Here is a 19,255-nt window from a genome sequence, read left to right as displayed (position 1 = left end):
AAGGGCGGCCACTGCCCACTGTTGAGGGCCTGAAAACGTCAGCGGCACGCGAGAAGTGCCGACGCCGAGAGGTTGTTGGTCGAGTGAGGCGAAGCACGAAGGGCTCAGGCCCGGCGGAGCGGGCCCGGGGGAACTTCACCCCGCCCGCCACCGCCGAGGCGCCCGCCGCAGTGCGGGAGAACGGGAGCCCCACCTCCCCCTCCGCCCGCGGCAGCCGGCTGTCCCCCCGCAACTGGCGGGTGCCGACACGGCTGAACGCGATCCTGCTCATACCCGTCATCGTCGGCCTGGTCATGGGCGGCTTCCAGGTCAAGGGGTCGATCGACACCTGGCGGGAGGCCGAGGACGCCGAGCACACCGCACGGCTCGTGCAGGCCGCGATGACGTACGGCAACCGGCTCATCGAGGAACGCGACATCAGCGCCGAGCCCCTGCTCAAGGGCGAGGGCGCGAACGCGGCCGTGGCCAAGGCGCGCTCCGCGACCGACACCGCCGCACGGGAGTTCAGCGCCGCGGCCGCGAACATGCCGCACACCGAGGGCCTCGACCGGCGCATGGCCGACTTCCGCAAGGTCGAGCCGCGGCTCGACGCGCTGCGCAAGGCCGCGTACACGAAGAAGCTCGACGGGGTGCGGACCGAGGAGGGGTACACCGAGGTCCAGCACCCGCTCATGGAGTTCGCCAACGAACTCGGTCTCGGCACCGGCAACATCACGAGCTACGGGCGCACCGTCTACGCGATCTCGCTCGCGAAGGCCGCGCTCTCGCTCCAGCGCTCCATCGGCATGCACCTGTGGCTCAAGCCCGGCCCCGACGCCGCGGGCGCCGCCAAGCAGCGCACCGCGCTGCCCACGTACGCGTACCTGGAGGGCATCGCCGTCGAGGAGTACACCTCCGGCGGGACCCCCGCGGACGTCGCGACGCTGGACGAGGCGATGAAGCGGCTCGCCGCCGACGGCAAGAAGGCGAACGCGCGCGCGGCGGTGGCGGCGAAGGAGGCGGGAAAGAAGTACGTGGCCCCGCCCGCCCAGGAGACGATGGTCACCCTCCTCGCGAGCCCCGCGGCGACGCAGTCCCAGCTCACCGCCCAGGGCGTCACGCCCGCGAGCTGGTGGGCCACGACGACGGCGCGCTTCGACGCGTACCGCACGATCGAATCGGACCTCACGCGGAAGGCGGTGACCGAGGCGGCGGGCATCGCTGACGACGCCAAGCGCGACACGCTCCTCGTCGCCGCCGCCGTCGTCGCCGCCCTGCTGCTCGCCTTCCTCATCGCGGGGATGATGGCGCGGCAGATGAGCAAGTCGATGCGGCGGCTGCGCACGGAGGCCTTCGGCATAGCGCAGAAGCGGCTCCCCTCGCTGGTCGACCAGCTCTCACGCACCGATCCCGGCCGCGTCGACACGCGGGTCACGCCGCTGCCGATCACGTCGACCGACGAGATCGGCGAGGTCGCCCGCGCCTTCGACCAGGTGCACCGCGAGGCGGTCAGGCTCGCCTCCGAGCAGGCCCTCCTGCGCGGCAACATCAACGCCATATTCACCAACCTCTCGCGCCGCAACCAGTCCCTCATCGAAGGGCAGCTCACCCTCATCACGGACCTGGAGAACAACGAGGCGGAGCCCGAGCAGCTGGAGAACCTCTTCAAGCTCGACCACCTCGCGACCCGCATGCGCCGCAACGGCGAGAACCTGCTGGTCCTCGCGGGCGAGGAGCCCGGCCGCCGCTGGGACCAGCCGGTGCCGCTCGTCGACGTGCTGCGCGCCGCCTCCTCCGAGGTCGAGCAGTACGAGCGCGTCGAGCTGTCCGGGGTGCCCGAGGCCGAGATCCACGGCCGTGCCGTGACCGACCTCGTGCACCTGCTCTCCGAGCTTCTGGAGAACGCCACGACGTTCTCCTCGCCGCAGACGAAGGTGCGGGTCACCGCGACGCGCATGCCCGACGGGCGCGTCATGGTCGAGATCCACGACAAGGGGATAGGGCTCACGGCGGAGGACTTCGCCGACATCAACCACCGGCTCGCCAATCCGCCGGTCGTGGACGCGGCGATCTCGCAGCGCATGGGGCTCTTCGTGGTCGGGCGGCTCGCCGACCGGCACGGCATCCGGGTCCAGCTGCGGCCCTCGGGCGAGCAGGCGGGCACGACCTCGCTCGTCATGCTTCCCGAGTCGATCACGCACGGCGGGGGCGGGCAGGCAGGTCAGGAGGGCGAGTTCACGGTCTCGTCGATGATCCCCTCGCAGCCGCACGCCGAGCTGAACGCGGGGCACGCGCCGCTGCGCACCGCCGCCGAACTGGGCTTCGACGACACGCGGTACGGGGCCAGGCAGCACGCCCTGCCCGGTGGCGACAACCCCGCCGAGCTGGACCCGGTGGGCCGCTCCCTGTTCCGCGAGGAACGCCGCGCGGCCCTGGAGGCCCAGGCGCAGACGCAGGAACAGCGCGGGGACGAGGGCGAGGGGCGCGCGTACGAGAACGGCGACGCCCCGGCGCCGTACGGCGAGGACCCCGGGTACCCGCAGACGCCGCCCCCGCCCGCCTACGGCGGCGGCGAGGACTACGCGCAGGGGGGCTACCCGGGCCCGTACGAGAACGGTCAGGGCGGCTATCAGGGCGAAGGCGGCACCGCCTACCCGGATGCCGACGCCTACGCTCCGCAGCCGTCGTACCCGGGCTTCGCGCAGGGGGCGTACCCCGGCGCCGACATCGGGACGGCGGGCGCCGAGGGCGGCTACCCGGCGCAGGAGCAGGGCGAGTACGCCCCGCAGTCCGCCTACCCGCCCTATCCGGAGCTTCCGCACGCCCCGTACGCGCCGGACGCCGCGGGGACGGGCGGCTACCCGTCCGCCCCTCACCAGGAGGAGTGGCAGCGGGGCGCCGGGCAGGGCGGCGCCGCCGGGGGTGAAGCGGAATCCCCCGCGCGCGCTCCCCAGGAGGACGCGGACCGCGTAGGCTTCGGCCCGCACGGTGGCGCCGCCGAGCAGGACGGCGGAGTGACCGGAGCAGGTCTGCCGCGCCGGGTCCCCGCCGCGGGGGCCGGTGAGGTGACGGACCGTCAGGGATGGGACAATGGCCCGAGCGGCACCCCGCCCCCGGACGGCACGCCCGCAGGCGAGCAGCCGCAGGCGGAGCAGGACCCCGGTTCCTCGGCCAACACGGCCAACGAGGACCGTGCCCAGCGCGCGAGCGGCCTGCGCCGTCCGCAGGCGGGCGGGGTCACCTCCTCCGGTCTGCCGCGCCGGGTGCCCAGGGCCAATCTGGTCGAGGGCGCCGCGGAGGCGGAACAGAGCCCGCAGGGCGGCCCCCAGGTCTCCCGCGCTCCCGAGGACGTCCGCGGCCGGCTCAGCCGGCTCCGCAACGGCGTCGCCAGGGGCCGCACCGCGGGAAGCGACACGAATGGCACGAACGGTCGGGGTTCCGGCCCCGACAGCACCTACGACCAGGAGCGTTAGCGTGAGCCCGATGAGCCAGGCGGCACAGAACCTGAACTGGTTGATCACCAATTTCGTGGACAACACCCCCGGGGTGTCGCACACGGTGGTCGTCTCCGCCGACGGTCTTCTCCTCGCGATGTCCGAGGGTTTCCCGCGCGACCGCGCCGACCAGCTCGCGGCCGTGGCCTCGGGCCTCACCTCGCTCACCGCGGGTGCGTCCCGGATCTTCGAGGGCGGCACGGTGAACCAGACGGTGGTGGAGATGGAGCGCGGATTCCTCTTCATCATGTCCATCTCGGACGGTTCCTCGCTCGCGGTCCTCGCCCACCCGGAGGCCGACATCGGCCTCGTCGGCTACGAGATGGCCCTGCTCGTGGACCGCGCGGGCTCCGTCCTGACGCCGGATCTGCGCGCGGAACTCCAGGGTGGTCTGCTCAACTGACGCTTTTCTCAACCATCAGACAAGCGGTGCGTTTTCGCGTCCCGGGGCCGTAAGGTTTCGGGACGCGGCTCCACACTGACGGCGCCCGGACAGCAGGAGGAGGAAGAACGTGACGACACCCCCCGGTGGTTCGCCTGCCGACTGGTCCCACGGCCAGGGCGGGTACCAGGGTGACGGACCGGGTCCGCACTCCTTCCCAGGGCAGCAGCAGGGCGAGTGGCAGTACGAGCAGCAGCAGCCGTACGGGGACCAGCGTCCCTTCGGGGAACAGCAGCCGTACGGGGAACAGCAGCCGTACGGGGAACGGTCGTACGGGGACCAGCAGGGCCCCTTCGACTCGTACCCGTACCCGCACCCCGGCCGGCAACCGCAGCAGCCCCAGCCGCAGCAGCCCGCGCAGCCGCAGCAGCAGCCGACGCACCCGCAGCACCAGCGACAGCCCGTACGGCCCGCCGGGCCGCGCGCCCCTTTGCCGCGCCAGAACGCGGCGGGCGCTTCCGGCGGTGCGGCCGGGCGCGGCCCGAGTCCGCTCGTGCGGCCGTACGCGATGACCGGTGGCCGCACCAGGCCCCGTTACCAGCTCGCCATCGAGGCGCTGGTCAGCACCACCGCTCAGCCTTCGCAGATGCAGGGGCAGTTGCCCGAGCATCAGCGGATCTGCAATCTGTGCCGGGAGATCAAGTCAGTAGCGGAGATCTCGGCGCTCCTTTCCATTCCCCTCGGCGTGGCCCGGATTCTCGTCGCCGACCTGGCGGAGGCCGGTCTCGTCGCGATCCACCAGCCCGGCGGCGACGAGAACGCCGGCGGCCAGCCAGACGTGACACTGCTCGAAAGGGTGCTCAGTGGACTTCGCAAGCTCTAGCGGCGAACCGGGACGGTCGACCACCAGCGCGAAAATCGTGGTCGCCGGCGGCTTCGGCGTGGGCAAGACGACCTTCGTCGGCGCCGTCTCGGAGATCAACCCGCTGCGCACCGAGGCCGTCATGACGAGCGCGAGCGCCGGCATCGACGACCTCACCCACACCGGCGACAAAACGACCACCACGGTCGCGATGGACTTCGGCCGCATCACCCTCGACCAGGACCTCATCCTCTACCTGTTCGGCACCCCCGGACAGGACCGCTTCTGGTTCATGTGGGACGACCTCGTCCGCGGCGCCATCGGCGCCATCGTCCTCGTCGACACCCGCCGCCTCGCCGACTGCTTCCCCGCCGTCGACTACTTCGAGAACTCGGGCCTCCCCTTCGTCATCGCCCTCAACGGCTTCGAAGGACACCAGCCCTACACCCCCGACGAAGTACGCGAAGCACTCCAGATCGGCCCCGACACCCCCATCATCACCACCGACGCCCGCCACCGCGCCGACGCCAAATCCGCCCTCATCACCCTCGTCGAACACGCCCTCATGGCCCGCCTGCGGTAGTCCTCGCGCGCGGCCCGTCGCGCGCGACCCGCGCGAAAGGGCCCGTACTCCTCACGGAGTACGGGCCCTTTCGGTGTGCGCGGGTGCGCGTCGGGGCTCAGCGCCAGCTGTGCGGGGCGTGGAAGCCGTTCTCACGCTCCAGGCGGCGCCAGGCCGCCCTGGCGGTGCGGGTGGTGGCCCGCGTGGTGGGTGCGGCGGCGGTCTCTGCGGCGCGGGCGAGAAGCACGGCGGTCAGGGCCGCCAGCTCCTCGGGCTCCGCGTTGCCCTTCTCGACGCGCAGGAGGCCGGGGTCGACGGTGACGGGCTCGCTCATGTCGTTCCGTTCTGCTTCGAAGTGGTGCGGGGTGGTACGGGGGCCCGCGGGCTCACTGCGGCGGGTTGCCGTGCTTGCGCGAGGGGAGGTCGGCGTGCTTGGTGCGGAGCATCGCGAAGGAGGCGATGAGCACCTCGCGGGTCTCGGCGGGGTCGATGACGTCGTCGACGAGGCCGCGCTCGGCCGCGTAGTAGGGGTGCATCAGCTCCGACTTGTACTCCTTGACCATCTTCTGGCGCATGGCCTCGGGGTCGTCGGCCGCGGCGATCTGGCGGCGGAAGATGACGTTCGCCGCGCCCTCGGCGCCCATGACGGCGATCTCGTTGGTCGGCCAGGCGTAGGTGAGGTCGGCACCGATCGACTGCGAGTCCATGACGATGTAGGCACCTCCGTACGCCTTCCGCAGGATCAGCGAGATCCGGGGCACCGTCGCGTTGCAGTACGCGTAGAGGAGCTTCGCGCCGTGCCGGATGATCCCACCGTGCTCCTGGTCGACGCCGGGGAGGAAGCCGGGGACGTCCAGGAGGGTGAGGAGCGGGATGTTGAAGGCGTCGCACATCTGCACGAAGCGGGCGGCCTTCTCGCTCGCCTCGATGTCGAGGACGCCCGCGAGGGACTGCGGCTGGTTGGCGATGATGCCGACGACCTGGCCGTCGAGGCGGGCGAGGGCGCAGATGATGTTGGTCGCCCAGCGCTCGTGGACCTCCAGGAAGTCGCCGTCGTCGACGATCTCCTCGATGACCTTGCGCATGTCGTACGGGCGGTTGCCGTCGGCGGGCACGAGGTCGAGGAGAACGTCGCCACGGCGGTCCGCGGGGTCCTCGCTCGCGGCGGCCGGGGGGTTCTCGCGGTTGTTCTGCGGGAGCAGCGAGAGGAGGTAGCGGACCTCGGCGAGGCAGGTCTCCTCGTCGTCGTACGCGAAGTGGCAGACGCCGGAGGTCTCGGCGTGGACGTCGGCGCCGCCGAGCCCGTTCTGCGTGATCTCCTCGCCGGTGACGGCCTTGACGACGTCGGGCCCCGTGATGAACATCTGCGAGGTCTCGCGGACCATGAAGACGAAGTCGGTGAGCGCGGGGCTGTAGGCGGCGCCGCCCGCGCAGGGGCCGAGCATGACGGAGATCTGCGGGATGACGCCGGAGGCCTTGGTGTTGCGCTGGAAGATGCCGCCGTACCCCGCGAGCGCGGAGACGCCCTCCTGGATACGGGCGCCGGCGCCGTCGTTGAGCGAGACGAGCGGGGCCCCGGCGGCGATGGCCTTGTCCATGATGTTGTGGATCTTCGCGGCGTGGGCCTCGCCGAGTGCGCCGCCGAAGATCCGGAAGTCGTGCGCGTAGACGAAGACGGTGCGTCCTTCGACGGTGCCCCAGCCGGTGATGACACCGTCGGTGTAGGGCTTCTTCGCCTCCAGGCCGAAGCCGGTGGCGCGGTGGCGCCGCAGTTGTTCGACCTCGTGGAAGGAGCCGGGGTCGAGGAGCAGGTCGATCCGTTCGCGCGCGGTGAGCTTCCCCTTGGCGTGCTGGGCCTCGGTGGCCCGGTCGCTGGGGCCGCGCAGCGCCTCGGCACGTACCGCGAGCAGTTCCGCCACGCGGCCCCGGGCGTCCTTGGGCTCGTCCGAGGTCTCGTCCGGCGTCTCGTCCAAAACGGTCATGTAGCGACCATACGAAATCGGGCACCGCAAAGGGTCCGTCGGGTCCGCACAGTCTCGCGCGGCATTTCCTGGCGTCCTTGCACAGAAAAGCGGGGACGGGCGGGATCAGCCCTGCGCAAAGGGGTGCGGCTCTTGTAGGGGTCGGACAAGAGGGGGGCGGGGGCTTGGTACGAGAGATGCGCCACAGGGGGGTACGGGTCTTGTCCGGGTCCCACCGTACGGGTCCGGTCGTACGGGCCGGACGGGCGGGCCGCGCGGGAGGGCGGCGCGGGGGCGGCGCGGCCGTACGCGGGGCCGTACGCGGGTCCCCTCGTACGGCCCCGCGTACGGCCCCGCGTACGGCCGGACGGGCCGGGTGGCTCAGCAGCCGCCGCAGGTCTTGAAGGTCACGTCCCAGTGGTTGCCCTCGTCGGCGTAGAGGTTGCCGGAGGCCGCCTGCCACTGCGGGTAGCCGTCGCCGCGCAGGCCGATGTACGTGAACGTGTTCTTGACGTAATTGGTCAGGCACGTGTTCTTGCCGAAGTCCAGCTTGTAGCCGTTCCCGTGCGAGTACGTTCCCGAGGCATGGCCCGTCTCGGTGCCGCCGGTGATGTTGAGGGCGCAGCCCGAGGCCGACTTGAGGGTCTGGGCGCCCTGGGCCGTGGCGAGGTTGAGCTGGTCGAAGGACGTACAGGTGGGGACGTCGCGGTCCGAGCAGCCGCCGGAGGAGGACCAGGTGATGCCGGAGGCGCTGAACATCGAGGTCGCCGTGGCGTGGCTGATCTTGTCGACGGCGAAGGCGGGAGCGGCGGCGAGCGCGCCGACGCCGGGGGCGAAGAGGGCGGCGCCGAGCAGGGCGCCGGTGGCGAGGAGGGAGCGCAGGCGGGGGGTGGCAGGCATGGCGGATCTCCTGTGCACGCGTCGGGTCGTGGGGGTGGCGCGGTGGAGCAGGGCGATCGTGCCGTACGGGGCGGGCGGGGCGCCAGATGGCCTGGGGCCCCGGCTCACCCGACCGGGTGCGCGCCGGGTGCCGCGCGACCGCGGTGTGGCGAGCATGAGGCGTACCCGGAAACGTGTTCGCCCGCATACTCCGCGCCAGCTGTTGAAACTTGAACGGGATGGGTCTACTGTCGGTGTCGTTGAAGGTTCAACCTTTCGGTCGGGCTTTCGCCGACGTTCCCGTCCCCCTTCGTTTCCCAAGGAGCAATCACATGGGTCTCTTCGGCCGCAAGAACGAGAGCACCGCCCCCGCCGAGGCCGCCGCGCCCGCCGCCGTCAGCCCCGACCTCGCCGCGCTGACCGGTGACTACACGATCGACCCTGTGCACTCGACGCTCGGCTTCTCGGCGCGGCACGCGATGGTCACCAACGTGAAGGGCTCCTTCAAGGACTTCGAGGGCACGCTGCACCTCGACGGCTCCGACCCCTCGGCCTCCAGCGCCTCGCTCGACGTGAAGCTCGACAGCGTGGACACGGGCGCCCCCGACCGCGACGGCCACCTCAAGAGCGCCGACTTCTTCGACGTCGAGAACCACCCGCTGATGACCTTCCGCTCGACCTCCGCCGAGGCGCTGGGCGGCGACGACTACCGCATCACGGGCGACCTCACGATCCACGGCACGACCAAGCCGCTCACGATCGACCTGGAGTTCAACGGCTCGGCGAAGGACCCCTTCGGCAACGAGCGCGTCGGCTTCGAGGGCAAGGCGGAGATCCTGCGCTCCGAGTGGGGCCTCACGTACAACGCGGCCCTGGAGACCGGCGGCGTGCTCGTCTCGGACAAGATCAGGCTGACGCTGGAGATCTCGGCGATCAAGAACGCCTGAGCCACTCGGCCGCCCGACGCCGACGGGGCCTGCCCGGCTCCGTCCTCCTCGCGTCCTTCCCCCTCCCGCTCCCCCGCTCCTCCCCCGGTGCCCCTCTCGGCGCCCTCCGGTCCTGCCGGAGGACGGCGAGGGGGGCACCGTCGCGTGTCGCCGTGTCGCCCGTTCTCAGGCGGCCGCGTGGTGCGGCAGGCCCGCGGCGAGGGGGGTACCGGTGAGGAGGGCGGGGGCGAGGTCGGGGCCGTACCAGCCGGTGGCCCAGGGGGCCCACCGGGCGGGGTCGGCCTCCCAGTAGGGGCGGCGCCCGAGGGCCGTGGGGACGGTGCGCACCGCGGGAGGCTCACCCGCGGTGAGGAGCGCGGCGTCGGCGGCGCAGACGGGGACGGAGCGCGGCGCCGCGCCGGGCGGGGCCCAGGTCACCTCGCCGGCAGAGGGGCCGTGCGCGGGGTCGAAGAAGCAGGGGGGCCTGCGGTCGGGGACAGGGACGCCGGCCCGGCGGGCGCGCAGGGTCGCGAGGCTGTGGCCGCCCTCCGCCAGGGCGCGCGTGACGCCGCGCAGATCGGCGGGCGCGAGCGCGGCGGCGAGGAGGGAGCGGGCCTGGTCGAGTGCGTCGAGCGCGCGTTCGTGGTCGGCGCGGCGGGTGTCGTCGGCGCCCGGTTCCGCCGGGTGGAAGTCGAGCGCTTCGAGCTGTTCGGTGAAGGCGGCCAGATCCTCCTCGGCGACCGCGCGCAGGGTGTCGAGCACGTCGGCGCGGGCGCGCTCGCGGCGGTCCCTGCGGCGGCGCAGCACCGCCCACGTACCGGCGAGGACGAGGACGAAGGCGCCGGAGACGAGGAGGCCGGGGACGAGCGGGCCGTCCTCGTCGGCGCCGAGGCCCCAGGAGGCGGGGGCAGAGCCGCGCGCGGAGCGCAGCGTGAGCCGGACGAAGGCGTCGAGCTGGCGCGGCAGGGCCTGCGTGCGCACGGCGGCGACCGCGTGCCGCACCGTGGCGGCGGGGAGCACCGTGTCATCGGCGCGGGCGTACAGGGTGTCGCCGAGGCGTACCGCGTAGACGCCGGCGATGCCCGTCGACTGCCGCAGCTCGTCGAGGAGCCTGCCCGCGCGGCTCCCCCGCGGCAGCACGGCCACGAAGACGGCGCGGTCGCCGTCCTCGATGCGCCGTTCCAGGGCCCGCTCCCCCGCCTTCGAGAACTCCGCGCGCATCGCGGGGTCCACGTACACCGGGTCGGCGCGCAACGCCCGCGCGACGGACCGCACCCCGGCGTCCACGGCCACCGCCGCGGGGGCGGCCGCGAGGAAGGCGCCGAGGGCGAGCAGGAACGTGAGGAGCGGGGCGAGGAGCCGGGCGACCACGGGGGTGCGGGGCGGGAACGCGGCCCGGACCGCGGGGGTACGGGGCCGGAGCACGGCCCGGACCGCGGGGGTACGGGGCCGGAGCACGGCCCGGACCGCGGGGGTACGGGCGGGGGCGGCGGTGACCGGCCGGGGAGCGACCGCGGGGCGGCCCGGCCTGATCTGGTTCATGCGTTCGACGCTAGCCGAGCGGGAGCCCCGGGCCGAGCGGCAAAAGCTTCCTTTTACACCTTGCGGCCCGGGTCTTTTCCCTCCTCCACCCGTGCGGGTCACTCCTCACCCGGGCACGGCCCCCGCGTCACTCGGACGGGGCGACCCCGGCACGCAGCAGCCCGTACGTGTAGGCGTCCTCCAGGGCCTGCCAGGAGGCGGCGATGACGTTGTCGGCGACGCCCACCGTGGACCATTCCGTGACGCCGTCGCCCGTCGAGATGAGCACGCGCGTCGTGGACTCGGTGCCGTGGCGGCCCTCCAGGATGCGCACCTTGTAGTCGGTGAGGCGGAAGCCCGCCAGCTCGGGGTGGATGCGCTCCAGGGCGACGCGCAGCGCCCGGTCGAGCGCGTTGACGGGGCCGTTGCCCTCGGCGGTCGCGACGATGCGCTCGCCCTTGGCCCACAGCTTCACTGTCGCCTCGTTGGCGTGGCTGCCGTCGGGGCGGTCCTCGACGATGGCGCGCCAGGACTCCGTGCGGAAGTAACGCGGCGCGCGGCCCTCGGCCTCGCTGCGCAGCAGGAGTTCGAAGGAGGCGTCGGCGGCCTCGTAGCTGTAGCCCTTGAGTTCGTGCTCCTTGACGCGCGCGACGACGCGGCCGACGAGTTCCCTGTCGCCCGACAGGTCGATGCCGAGTTCCTTGCCCTTCAGCTCGACGGAGGCGCGGCCCGCCATGTCGGAGACGAGCATGCGCAGGCGGTTGCCGACGAGTTCGGGTTCGATGTGCTGGTAGAGGGCGGGGTCGACCTTGATCGCGGAGGCGTGCAGGCCGCCCTTGTGCGCGAAGGCGGAGACGCCGACGTAGGGCTGGTGCGTCGCGGGGGTGAGGTTGACGACCTCGGCGATGGCGTGCGAGATGCGCGTCATCTCGCGCAGCGCGCCCTCGGGGAGGACCTTGCGCCCGTACTTCAGCTCCAGCGCGGCGACGACGGGGAAGAGGTTGGCGTTGCCGACGCGTTCGCCGTAGCCGTTCGCCGTGCCCTGGACGTGGGTGGCGCCCGCGTCGACGGCCGCGAGGGTGTTGGCGACGGCGCAGCCCGTGTCGTCCTGCGCGTGGATGCCGAGCCGGGCCCCGGTGTCGGCGAGGACGGTCTGCACGATCGCGCCGACCTGTGCGGGGAGCATCCCGCCGTTGGTGTCGCACAGCACGACGACGTCGGCGCCCGCCTCGTGCGCGGTGCGGACGACGGCCTTGGCGTACTCGGGGTTCTCGCGGTAGCCGTCGAAGAAGTGCTCGCAGTCGAGGAAGACGCGGCGGCCCTGGGCGCGCAGGTGCGCGACGGTGTCGGCGATCATCGCGAGGTTCTCGTCGAGCGTCGTGCGCAGGGCGAGTGCGACGTGGCGGTCGTGGGACTTGGCGACGAGCGTGATGACGGGGGCGCCGGAGTCGAGCAGTGCCTGGACCTGCGCGTCGTCGGCGGCCTTGGTGTGGGCGCGGCGCGTGGCGCCGAAGGCGACGAGCTGGGCGTGCCGGAAGGGGACCTCCTTCCGGACGCGCTGGAAGAACTCGGTGTCGCGCGGGTTGGCGCCCGGCCAGCCGCCCTCGATGAAGCCGACGCCGAAGTCGTCGAGGTGGCGGGCGATGGTGAGCTTGTCGGCGACGGTGAGGTTGATGCCCTCGCGCTGGGCGCCGTCGCGCAGGGTGGTGTCGAAGACGTGGAAGTCGCGGGCGACGGCGGCGTCGGCGCCGGGAGCGGCGGCGGTGCGGGCCTCCGCTTCGGCGGCGGTGCGGGCCGCGTCCTGGGCGCCGGGGGTTGTTGCGGTCATGGCCTGGGGCTCCTGGGGGGAATCGGAAAGGGGGCTGCGTGGTGGCTCCGTCGCCTCTCCACTCGCGTCGCTCCGTCCGTCGGCCGGGTGGGGCCGGAAACGAAAAAGACCCCTCGCGGGTGCGAGAGGTCTGCGCGCGGGTCCGAGGCTCGGTGGCCGTGACCGCGAGGGTGTGGATCGCGGATCAGCGGCCACGAAGGACCGGCGCGCTGCGGCCGATAATCATGGCGCGAGCGAGCATGGAGGCAGTGTGCCACAGCCGGGCGCGGGGGTGGAGGGGGTGTCTCAGGATGCGGGCCGAGGGGGCGCGGGAGGGGTGGGGCGGGGGCGAATGGATCACCTAGGGGGAGGTCGAACGCTTCACCTAGGGGATGGCTGGGCCCCCGACGGGCCCAACGCGCGGGGCGGGAGAGGGGTTCCCGGCGGGGCGGTTCGCAGGCGGTTCCCGGCGGGGGCAGTTCCCAGGCCGTTCCGGGCGGGGCGGTTCGCGGGCGGTTCCCGGGGGGGCAGTTCGCGGGCGGTTCCCGGCGGGCAGTTCGCAGGCCGTTCCCGGCGGGGCGGTTCGCAGGCCGTTCCCGGCGAGGCGGTTCGCAGGCCGTTCCCGGGCAGGGCAGTTCGCGGGCGGTTCCCGGTTCCCGGACAGCTGCGGAGTTCCCCGGTTCCCGAGCAGCCCCCGGGTTCCCGAGCAGCCCCCGGATCGCCGGGCAGGCCCCGGCCTCCCGAGCAGCACCCGGGAGCCGGGCAGCCCCCGGGAGCCGGGCCCCGCGGGTACGGGTCAGGCCGGTTCCGTACGGGGTGTGGGGGCCGCCTCCTGGACGGGGACGCGTCCGGGGCCGACGCGGGTCAGGTCCAGGTCGCGGGTCTCGCGCATCGACACGTACACGACGAGCGAGACGGCCGCGCAGCCCGCGACGTACCAGGCGAAACCGCTCTCGATGCCCGCGTTCTTGAACCACAGCGCGATGTACTCGGCCGTGCCGCCAAAAGCGGCGTTCGCGAGGGCGTAGGGGAGGGCGACGCCGAGGGCGCGGACACCGGTCGGGAAGAGTTCCGCTTTCACGCACGCGTTGATCGAGGTGTAGCCCGTCACGATGACCAGGGCGAGCAGCGAGAGGCCGAGCGCGGGCCAGAAGCTCGTGGCGTGGGCGAGGAGCGTGAGGATCGGGACGGTCAGGAAGGTCGAGCCGACCGCGAAGGTGATGAGCAGCGGCCGCCTGCCGACGCGGTCGGAGAGCGCCCCGGCGAGCGGCTGGAGCGCGGCGAAGACGAGGAGCGCGACGAGCGAGACGAGCGTCGCCGTGCGCTTCGGCAGCCCCGCGGTGTTGGCGAGGTACTTGGTGAGGTAGGTCGTGTACGTGTAGTACGCGACCGTGCCGCCCATCGTGAGCGCGATGACGAGCAGCGCCTCGCGCTTGTGGCGCAGCAGCGCGCGCACGGTGCCCCTGTCGCCGGGGCCCGTCTCCGCCCCGGCCGCCCCGTCCTTCTCGTACACCTCCGTCTCCAGCAGCGAGCGGCGCAGCCAGAAGACGACGCCCGCGCCGAGCGCGCCGACGGCGAAGGGCACGCGCCAGCCCCACGCGTGCAGAGCCGCGTCGCTCAGGGCGTGCTGGAGCAGGAGGAGCAGGGCGAGGCCCAGGATCTGGCCGAGCGTCATCGACACGTACTGGAAGCTCGAAGCGAAGCCGCGGCGGCGGGGCGCGGCCGCCTCCGTGAGGTACGTCGCGCTGGCCGCGTACTCGCCGCCGACCGAGAGCCCCTGGAGCAGCCGCGCCAGGAGCAGGACGCACGCGCCGCCGTACCCCGCGAGGCCGTAGGTCGGTGCGACGGCGATGAGGACCGCGGACGCCGACATGAGCGAGACCGTGAGGGTCAGGGCGGCCTTGCGGCCCCTGCGGTCGCCGACGCGGCCGAGGAGCCAGCCGCCGACCGGGCGCAGGAAGAAGCCGACGGCGAAGATGCCCGCGGTGTTCATGAGCTGTGCCGTCGTTTCGCCCTTCGGGAAGAAGGCGCTCGCGAAGTACGGCGCGAAGCTCGCGTAGACGAACCAGTCGAACCACTCGACCATGTTCCCGGCCGAGCCGACCCAGATCTTCTTCCAGTGCTGCTGACCGTCCTGTCGTCCCATGCCGGAACGGTGCCCACGCGTAAGGGGCGTCATCCAGGATGACGCCCCTTACCGACAGCCTTGTTCACGCGAACGTTCAGCCCAGTTCGTGCATCCAGCCGTGCGTGTCCTCGACGGCGCCGGACTGGAGGCCGAGGAGCCCCTCGCGCAGGCGCATCGTGACGGTGCCGGGGGTGCCGTCGCCCTGGGTCCACTCGGCGCCCGCGGACTTGACCGTGCCGACCGGCGTGATGACCGCCGCCGTGCCGCACGCGAAGACCTCGGTGAGGCGGCCCTCCTCGGTGTCGCGCTTCCACTCCTCGGTCGAGATGCGGCGCTCCTCGGCGGTGTAGCCGAGGTCGCGGGCGAGCGTGAGGAGCGAGTCGCGCGTGATGCCGGGGAGCAGGGAGCCGCTCAGCTCGGGCGTCACGATGTGATCGCCGTAGACGAAGTAGAGGTTCATGCCGCCCATCTCCTCGACCCAGCGGTGCTCCACCGCGTCGAGCCACACGACCTGGTCGCAGCCCTTGTCGGCCGCCTCGGCCTGCGCGACGAGCGAGGCGGCGTAGTTGCCGCCGGTCTTCGCCGCGCCGGTGCCGCCCTTGACGGCGCGCACGTAGTCCTCGGAGAGCCACACCGAGACGGGCTTGACGCCGCCGGGGAAGTAGGCGCCCGCGGGCGAGGCGATGACGACGAAGAGGTACTCGTTGGCGGGCCTGACGCCGAGTCCGACCTCGGTGGCGATCATGAAGGGGCGCAGGTAGAGGCTGGCCTCGCCGTGCGCGGGGACCCATGCCTTGTCCTGGCGCACGAGCGCGTCGCACGCGGCGACGAAGGTCTCGACGGGCAGCTCGGGCATCGCGAGGCGGCGCGCGGAGCGCTGGAAGCGCTCGGCGTTGGCCTCGGGGCGGAACGTCGCGACGGAGCCGTCGGGGCGGCGGTAGGCCTTGAGGCCCTCGAAGATCGTCTGCGCGTAGTGCAGCGTCATGTTCGCCGGGTCGAGCGAGAGCGGCGCGTACGGGACGAGCTGGGCCTCGTGCCAGCCGCGGCCCTCGGTCCACTTGATCGTCACCATGTGGTCGGTGAAGTGGCGGCCGAAGCCGGGGGCGGTGAGAATCGCCTCGCGCTCGGCGTCGGAGAGGGGCGTTGCGGTGGGCTTCAGCTCGATCGTCGGCGTCATGACTCTTCCTTCACGTTCTCGTCTGGGTAGTAGGACGTCCGAGCATCGTGCGATGTCGCGGCTCCGTGTCCGATTATCGCCCGTCCGCACGAACAGCGGAACGGGGCGGACGCGGAACCGGGGCCGGGGCCGGGGGACGTCGCACCGGTCACGTACCCCCGGACGCACCGAAGCCGCCGGGCGGTGGTGCGCGGCCCGGCGGCTGTGGTGCTCGGTGGAGCGGGGTGGTACGGCGCGCTGTCGTGCGGTCGTACCTGCCGGGTCAGCCGGCTACTCGGGCGGCGAGGGCGTCGCCGATCTCCTCGGTGGTACGGGGCGAGCCGTCGCGGGCCGTGAGGTCGGCCGTGACGGCCTCCTCGACGCGGGCGGCCTCGGCCTCGTAGCCGAGGTGGCGCAGCAGGAGCGCGACGGAGAGGATCGTCGCCGTCGGGTCCGCCTTGCCCTGTCCCGCGATGTCGGGCGCGGAGCCGTGGACCGGCTCGAACATCGAGGGGAAGGCGCCGCTCGGGTTGATGTTCCCCGACGCGGCGAGGCCGATGCCCCCGGTGACGGCGGCCGCGAGGTCGGTGAGGATGTCGCCGAAGAGGTTGTCGGTGACGATGACGTCGAAGCGCTCGGGCTGCGTGACGAGGAAGATCGTCGCCGCGTCGACGTGCAGGTAGTCGGTGGTGACCTCGGGGTACTCGGCCGCGACCTTGTCGAAGGTGTTCTTCCACAGGTGGCCCGCGTAGACGAGCACGTTGTTCTTGTGGACGAGGGTCAGCTTCTTGCGGGGGCGCGCCTGGGCGCGGGCGAAGGCGTCGCGGACGACGCGTTCGACGCCGTACGCCGTGTTGACGCTGACCTCGGTGGCGACCTCGGCGGGCGTACCGGTGCGCAGCGAGCCGCCGTTGCCGGTGTACGGGCCCTCGGTGCCCTCACGGACGACGACGAAGTCGATCTCGGGGCTGCCCGCGAGCGGCGTGGCCGTGTTCGGGAAGAGGCGCGAGGGCCGCAGGTTGATGAAGTGGTCGAAGGCGAAGCGGAGCTTGAGGAGCAGCCCGCGCTCCAGGACCCCCGAGGGCACCGAGGGGTCGCCGATCGCGCCGAGAAGGATCGCGTCGTGCGACGTCAGGGCCTCCAGCTCCGCGTCCGGGAGGGTCTCCCCCGTGCGGTGCCAGCGCTGGGCGCCGAGGTCGTACTCCTTGGTCTCCAGCTTGGCGTCCTGCGGGAGGACGGCGCGCAGGACCTTCAGGCCCTGCGACACGACCTCGGGGCCGATGCCGTCACCGGAAATGACTGCGAGATTGATGCTGCGCGACATGCGGGCACCGTACTCCTCGTCCCACTGCATGACACGCTGCGTCCACCATACGGACACATTGCCGTCCGGCCGTGTCGCGGACACCTGTACGCCACACGTAAGCCACGCGCGAGTGGGACCTTCCGCTCATGGAGACACCACGGGTCGGCATCCCCGACCACCTCGCTTCCCGTATGACGATGCCCGAGCAGCACGAGTACCTGCGCCGCAAGCTGACGCGGCGTTCGGCGCTGCGCGCGGGCACCGTCACCGCCGGCGCCGTCGCCGGCCTCGGCGTGCTCGGTGGCAGCGCGAACGCCGCGCAGCACGTCGCGACGCGTACCCCCGCCCCGTCGCCCGCCTTCCTGCCCTCCTCCGCGGCGTCCCGCGTCGACGGCTCACTCGTCGCGCCGTTCGCGCGCCACCTCGCCTTCGGCGCCGACCCGCGCACACAGATGACGGTGAGCTGGCAGGTGCCGCTGCCCGTCAAGAAGCCCTTCCTGCGCGTCGGTACGCACCCCTGGGACCTCAGCAGGAAGATCGAGGCGGAGGTGCGGGCGCTGCACACCCCCGCGCTCACCTCGAACCTCCCGGCCGTCGACCAGTACTACCTGCACGTCGAGCTGGAGCGGCTGCGCCCGGACACGACGTACTACTACGGCATCGGCCACACCGGTTTCGACCCGGCGAACCCGCGCAACATCGGCACGATCGGCAGCTTCCGCACGGCGCCCGCGCGCCCGGAGTCGTTCACCTTCACCGCCTTCGGCGACCAGGGCGTCTCCTACGACGCGCTCGCCAACGACGCGCTGATCCTCGGCCAGAACCCCTCCTTCCACCTGCACGCGGGCGACATCTGCTACGCGGACAGCAGCGGGCAGGGCGAGGCGGGCGACGTCTACGACGCGCGCGTGTGGGACCAGTTCCTCGCGCAGACCGAGTCCGTCGCGTCGAAGGTGCCGTGGATGGTGACGACGGGCAACCACGACATGGAGGCGTGGTACTCGCCGAACGGCTACGGCGGGCAGAACGCGCGCTGGTCGCTGCCGAAGGGCGGGCTCGACGCGGAGAAGTCGCCCGGCGTGTACTCCTTCGTCTACGGCAACGTCGGCGTCGTCGCGCTCGACGCCAATGACGTGAGCCTGGAGATCAGGGCGAACACCGGCTACACGGGCGGCGCCCAGACGAAGTGGCTGGAGCGCAAGCTCAAGGAGCTGCGCGCGCACCGCGACGTGGACTTCGTCGTGGTCTTCTTCCACCACTGCGCCTTCTCGACGACGAACGCGCACGCCTCGGACGGCGGCGTGCGCGAGGCGTGGGTGCCGCTCTTCGACAAGTACCGCGTGGACCTCGTCGTCAACGGCCACAACCACGTCTACGAGCGGACCGACGCGCTGCGCGGCGGTCGCATCGCGCGCACCGTGCCGATCGGCGAATCGGTCTCGTCGACGCGCGACGGCATCGTGTACGTGACGGCGGGCGGCGCGGGCAAGGCCCTCTACGACTTCCCCGCGCCCGACTCGTACGAGGGACACGAGCAGCACGTCGACTCGGTGCCCTCGTACCACTGGACGGAGGCGGGCAAGGCCACCGAGGCGGTCGAGTGGTCCCGCGTGCGATACACCGGCTTCTCGTTCCTCGCGGTGCGGGTGACGACGGGGGCGCGACCGCGCCTGGAGGTCACGGCGCTCGCCGAGACGGGCGAGCGCGTCGACCACTTCACGATCACGCGCTGAGGCCCGCGCGGGCCCGGTGCGCGCGTGAAGGTGCCGGCCGGCCCGCGTCCTTACGGGCCGGCCGGGCGACCGGCGGCTCCCGGTGGCGTATGTGTACCAGCTCGGCGCGCCCCGCGGGAGGGGGCGACGGCGCGTCAGTGCCCGGTCTGGCCGCCGTTGTCGCGGCGGTCGAGGGCGCGCTGGAGCGCGGCGGCGGCGTTGCGGCGCTCGGCCTCGCTGCGCGTGGCGGAGTGGCGGACGCGGCGGACGGTCGTCTCTGCGGCCATGAGGATCGACTCCTAGCAGGTCCAGGTCCACGGATGGCCCGTGGGCGGTGGGGGCACGCCGCGCCGTCCGGTCCGCGTCGGGGCGCGGTGCGGCCGAGTCGGGCGTGGAGGGTGGACTGTGGCGACGGGGCCCGCTGAGCCGGGTACGTCCGACGGGATGCCGGGGTACGGGGACCACGGGGTGCGCGCCGTCCGGGGCGGGGACCGGGCCCGCAGGGTTCGCCTGCGCGGGGCCACGGCCACGACCGCCTTCGCCAGGTCGGGCGAGAACAGTCCGGCTCCTACAAAGCTAG

The 19,255-nt window shown here is 72.6% G+C and carries 15 protein-coding genes; 6 read left to right on the top strand and 9 right to left on the bottom strand.

Annotation, left to right across the window (positions count from 1 at the left end):
• The first annotated feature begins 83 nt into the window (after positions 1–83).
• From ACQYWQ_RS22675 to ACQYWQ_RS22660, 4 genes are all read left to right on the top strand, one after another.
• Positions 84–3,452 carry a nitrate- and nitrite sensing domain-containing protein gene (locus ACQYWQ_RS22675; RefSeq protein ID WP_431037060.1) on the top strand — a complete coding sequence of 1,123 codons (3,369 nt, stop codon included), beginning with the start codon at positions 84–86 and terminating at the stop codon, positions 3,450–3,452.
• Between the two features lie 10 nt (positions 3,453–3,462).
• Positions 3,463–3,876 carry a roadblock/LC7 domain-containing protein gene (locus tag ACQYWQ_RS22670; RefSeq protein ID WP_008745460.1) on the top strand — a complete coding sequence of 138 codons (414 nt, stop codon included), beginning with the start codon at positions 3,463–3,465 and terminating at the stop codon, positions 3,874–3,876.
• Between the two features lie 109 nt (positions 3,877–3,985).
• Positions 3,986–4,738, top strand: coding sequence for a DUF742 domain-containing protein (locus ACQYWQ_RS22665; protein ID WP_431037058.1), 753 nt, complete (start codon positions 3,986–3,988; stop codon positions 4,736–4,738).
• Positions 4,719–5,300 carry a GTP-binding protein gene (locus tag ACQYWQ_RS22660; protein ID WP_008745462.1) on the top strand — a complete coding sequence of 194 codons (582 nt, stop codon included), beginning with the start codon at positions 4,719–4,721 and terminating at the stop codon, positions 5,298–5,300. The genes ACQYWQ_RS22665 and ACQYWQ_RS22660 overlap by 20 nt, the downstream gene beginning before the upstream one ends.
• 97 nt (positions 5,301–5,397) lie before the next feature.
• Here ACQYWQ_RS22660 and ACQYWQ_RS22655 read toward each other — a convergent pair whose 3' ends face one another.
• The 3 genes from ACQYWQ_RS22655 to ACQYWQ_RS22645 all read right to left on the bottom strand — a co-directional run bounded on the left by ACQYWQ_RS22655 (position 5,398) and on the right by ACQYWQ_RS22645 (position 8,140).
• Positions 5,398–5,613, bottom strand: coding sequence for an acyl-CoA carboxylase epsilon subunit (locus ACQYWQ_RS22655; protein ID WP_431037056.1), 216 nt, complete (start codon positions 5,611–5,613; stop codon positions 5,398–5,400).
• A gap of 52 nt (positions 5,614–5,665) precedes the next feature.
• Positions 5,666–7,261, bottom strand: a complete 1,596-nt coding sequence (locus tag ACQYWQ_RS22650; RefSeq protein ID WP_431037054.1) for an acyl-CoA carboxylase subunit beta — start codon at positions 7,259–7,261, stop codon at positions 5,666–5,668.
• A gap of 360 nt (positions 7,262–7,621) precedes the next feature.
• Positions 7,622–8,140, bottom strand: a complete 519-nt coding sequence (locus ACQYWQ_RS22645) for a hypothetical protein (RefSeq protein WP_431037052.1) — start codon at positions 8,138–8,140, stop codon at positions 7,622–7,624.
• Positions 8,141–8,451: 311 nt separating this feature from the next.
• Here ACQYWQ_RS22645 and ACQYWQ_RS22640 point away from each other — a divergent pair, with 311 nt between their 5' ends.
• Positions 8,452–9,066 (top strand): YceI family protein, encoded by a 615-nt coding sequence (locus ACQYWQ_RS22640; protein ID WP_431037050.1) that lies wholly within the window; start codon positions 8,452–8,454, stop codon positions 9,064–9,066.
• A gap of 165 nt (positions 9,067–9,231) precedes the next feature.
• On the opposite strand, the gene ACQYWQ_RS22635 is transcribed toward ACQYWQ_RS22640, so the two are convergent.
• From ACQYWQ_RS22635 to ACQYWQ_RS22615, 5 genes are all read right to left on the bottom strand, one after another.
• The gene (locus ACQYWQ_RS22635; protein WP_431037048.1) at positions 9,232–10,587 is read right to left on the bottom strand and encodes a hypothetical protein; all 1,356 of its coding nucleotides are present in this window, start codon (positions 10,585–10,587) and stop codon (positions 9,232–9,234) included.
• Between the two features lie 127 nt (positions 10,588–10,714).
• On the bottom strand, positions 10,715–12,394 hold the full coding sequence (gene cimA / locus ACQYWQ_RS22630; RefSeq protein WP_431037046.1) for a citramalate synthase: 1,680 nt from the start codon (positions 12,392–12,394) through the stop codon (positions 10,715–10,717).
• 775 nt (positions 12,395–13,169) lie between these two features.
• Entirely contained in the window at positions 13,170–14,519 is a 1,350-nt protein-coding gene (locus tag ACQYWQ_RS22625; RefSeq protein ID WP_431037044.1) for an MFS transporter, read from the bottom strand.
• 76 nt (positions 14,520–14,595) lie between these two features.
• Complete coding sequence (locus tag ACQYWQ_RS22620) at positions 14,596–15,678, bottom strand: branched-chain amino acid aminotransferase (protein WP_431037042.1); 1,083 nt, start codon at positions 15,676–15,678, stop codon at positions 14,596–14,598.
• Positions 15,679–15,940: 262 nt separating this feature from the next.
• Entirely contained in the window at positions 15,941–16,981 is a 1,041-nt protein-coding gene (locus tag ACQYWQ_RS22615; RefSeq protein ID WP_431037040.1) for a 3-isopropylmalate dehydrogenase, read from the bottom strand.
• Between the two features lie 128 nt (positions 16,982–17,109).
• Here ACQYWQ_RS22615 and ACQYWQ_RS22610 point away from each other — a divergent pair, with 128 nt between their 5' ends.
• Complete coding sequence (locus tag ACQYWQ_RS22610) at positions 17,110–18,696, top strand: purple acid phosphatase family protein (RefSeq protein ID WP_431037038.1); 1,587 nt, start codon at positions 17,110–17,112, stop codon at positions 18,694–18,696.
• Between the two features lie 134 nt (positions 18,697–18,830).
• Here ACQYWQ_RS22610 and ACQYWQ_RS22605 read toward each other — a convergent pair whose 3' ends face one another.
• Positions 18,831–18,962: a hypothetical protein gene (locus ACQYWQ_RS22605; protein ID WP_007821745.1), complete on the bottom strand. Its 132-nt coding sequence runs from the start codon at positions 18,960–18,962 to the stop codon at positions 18,831–18,833.
• Positions 18,963–19,255: the final 293 nt, after the last annotated feature.

The sequence above is a fragment of the Streptomyces sp. P6-2-1 genome, from assembly GCF_050613165.1.
Lineage (GTDB): Bacteria > Actinomycetota > Actinomycetes > Streptomycetales > Streptomycetaceae > Streptomyces.
This window is presented reverse-complemented; position numbering and strand designations above follow the sequence as displayed.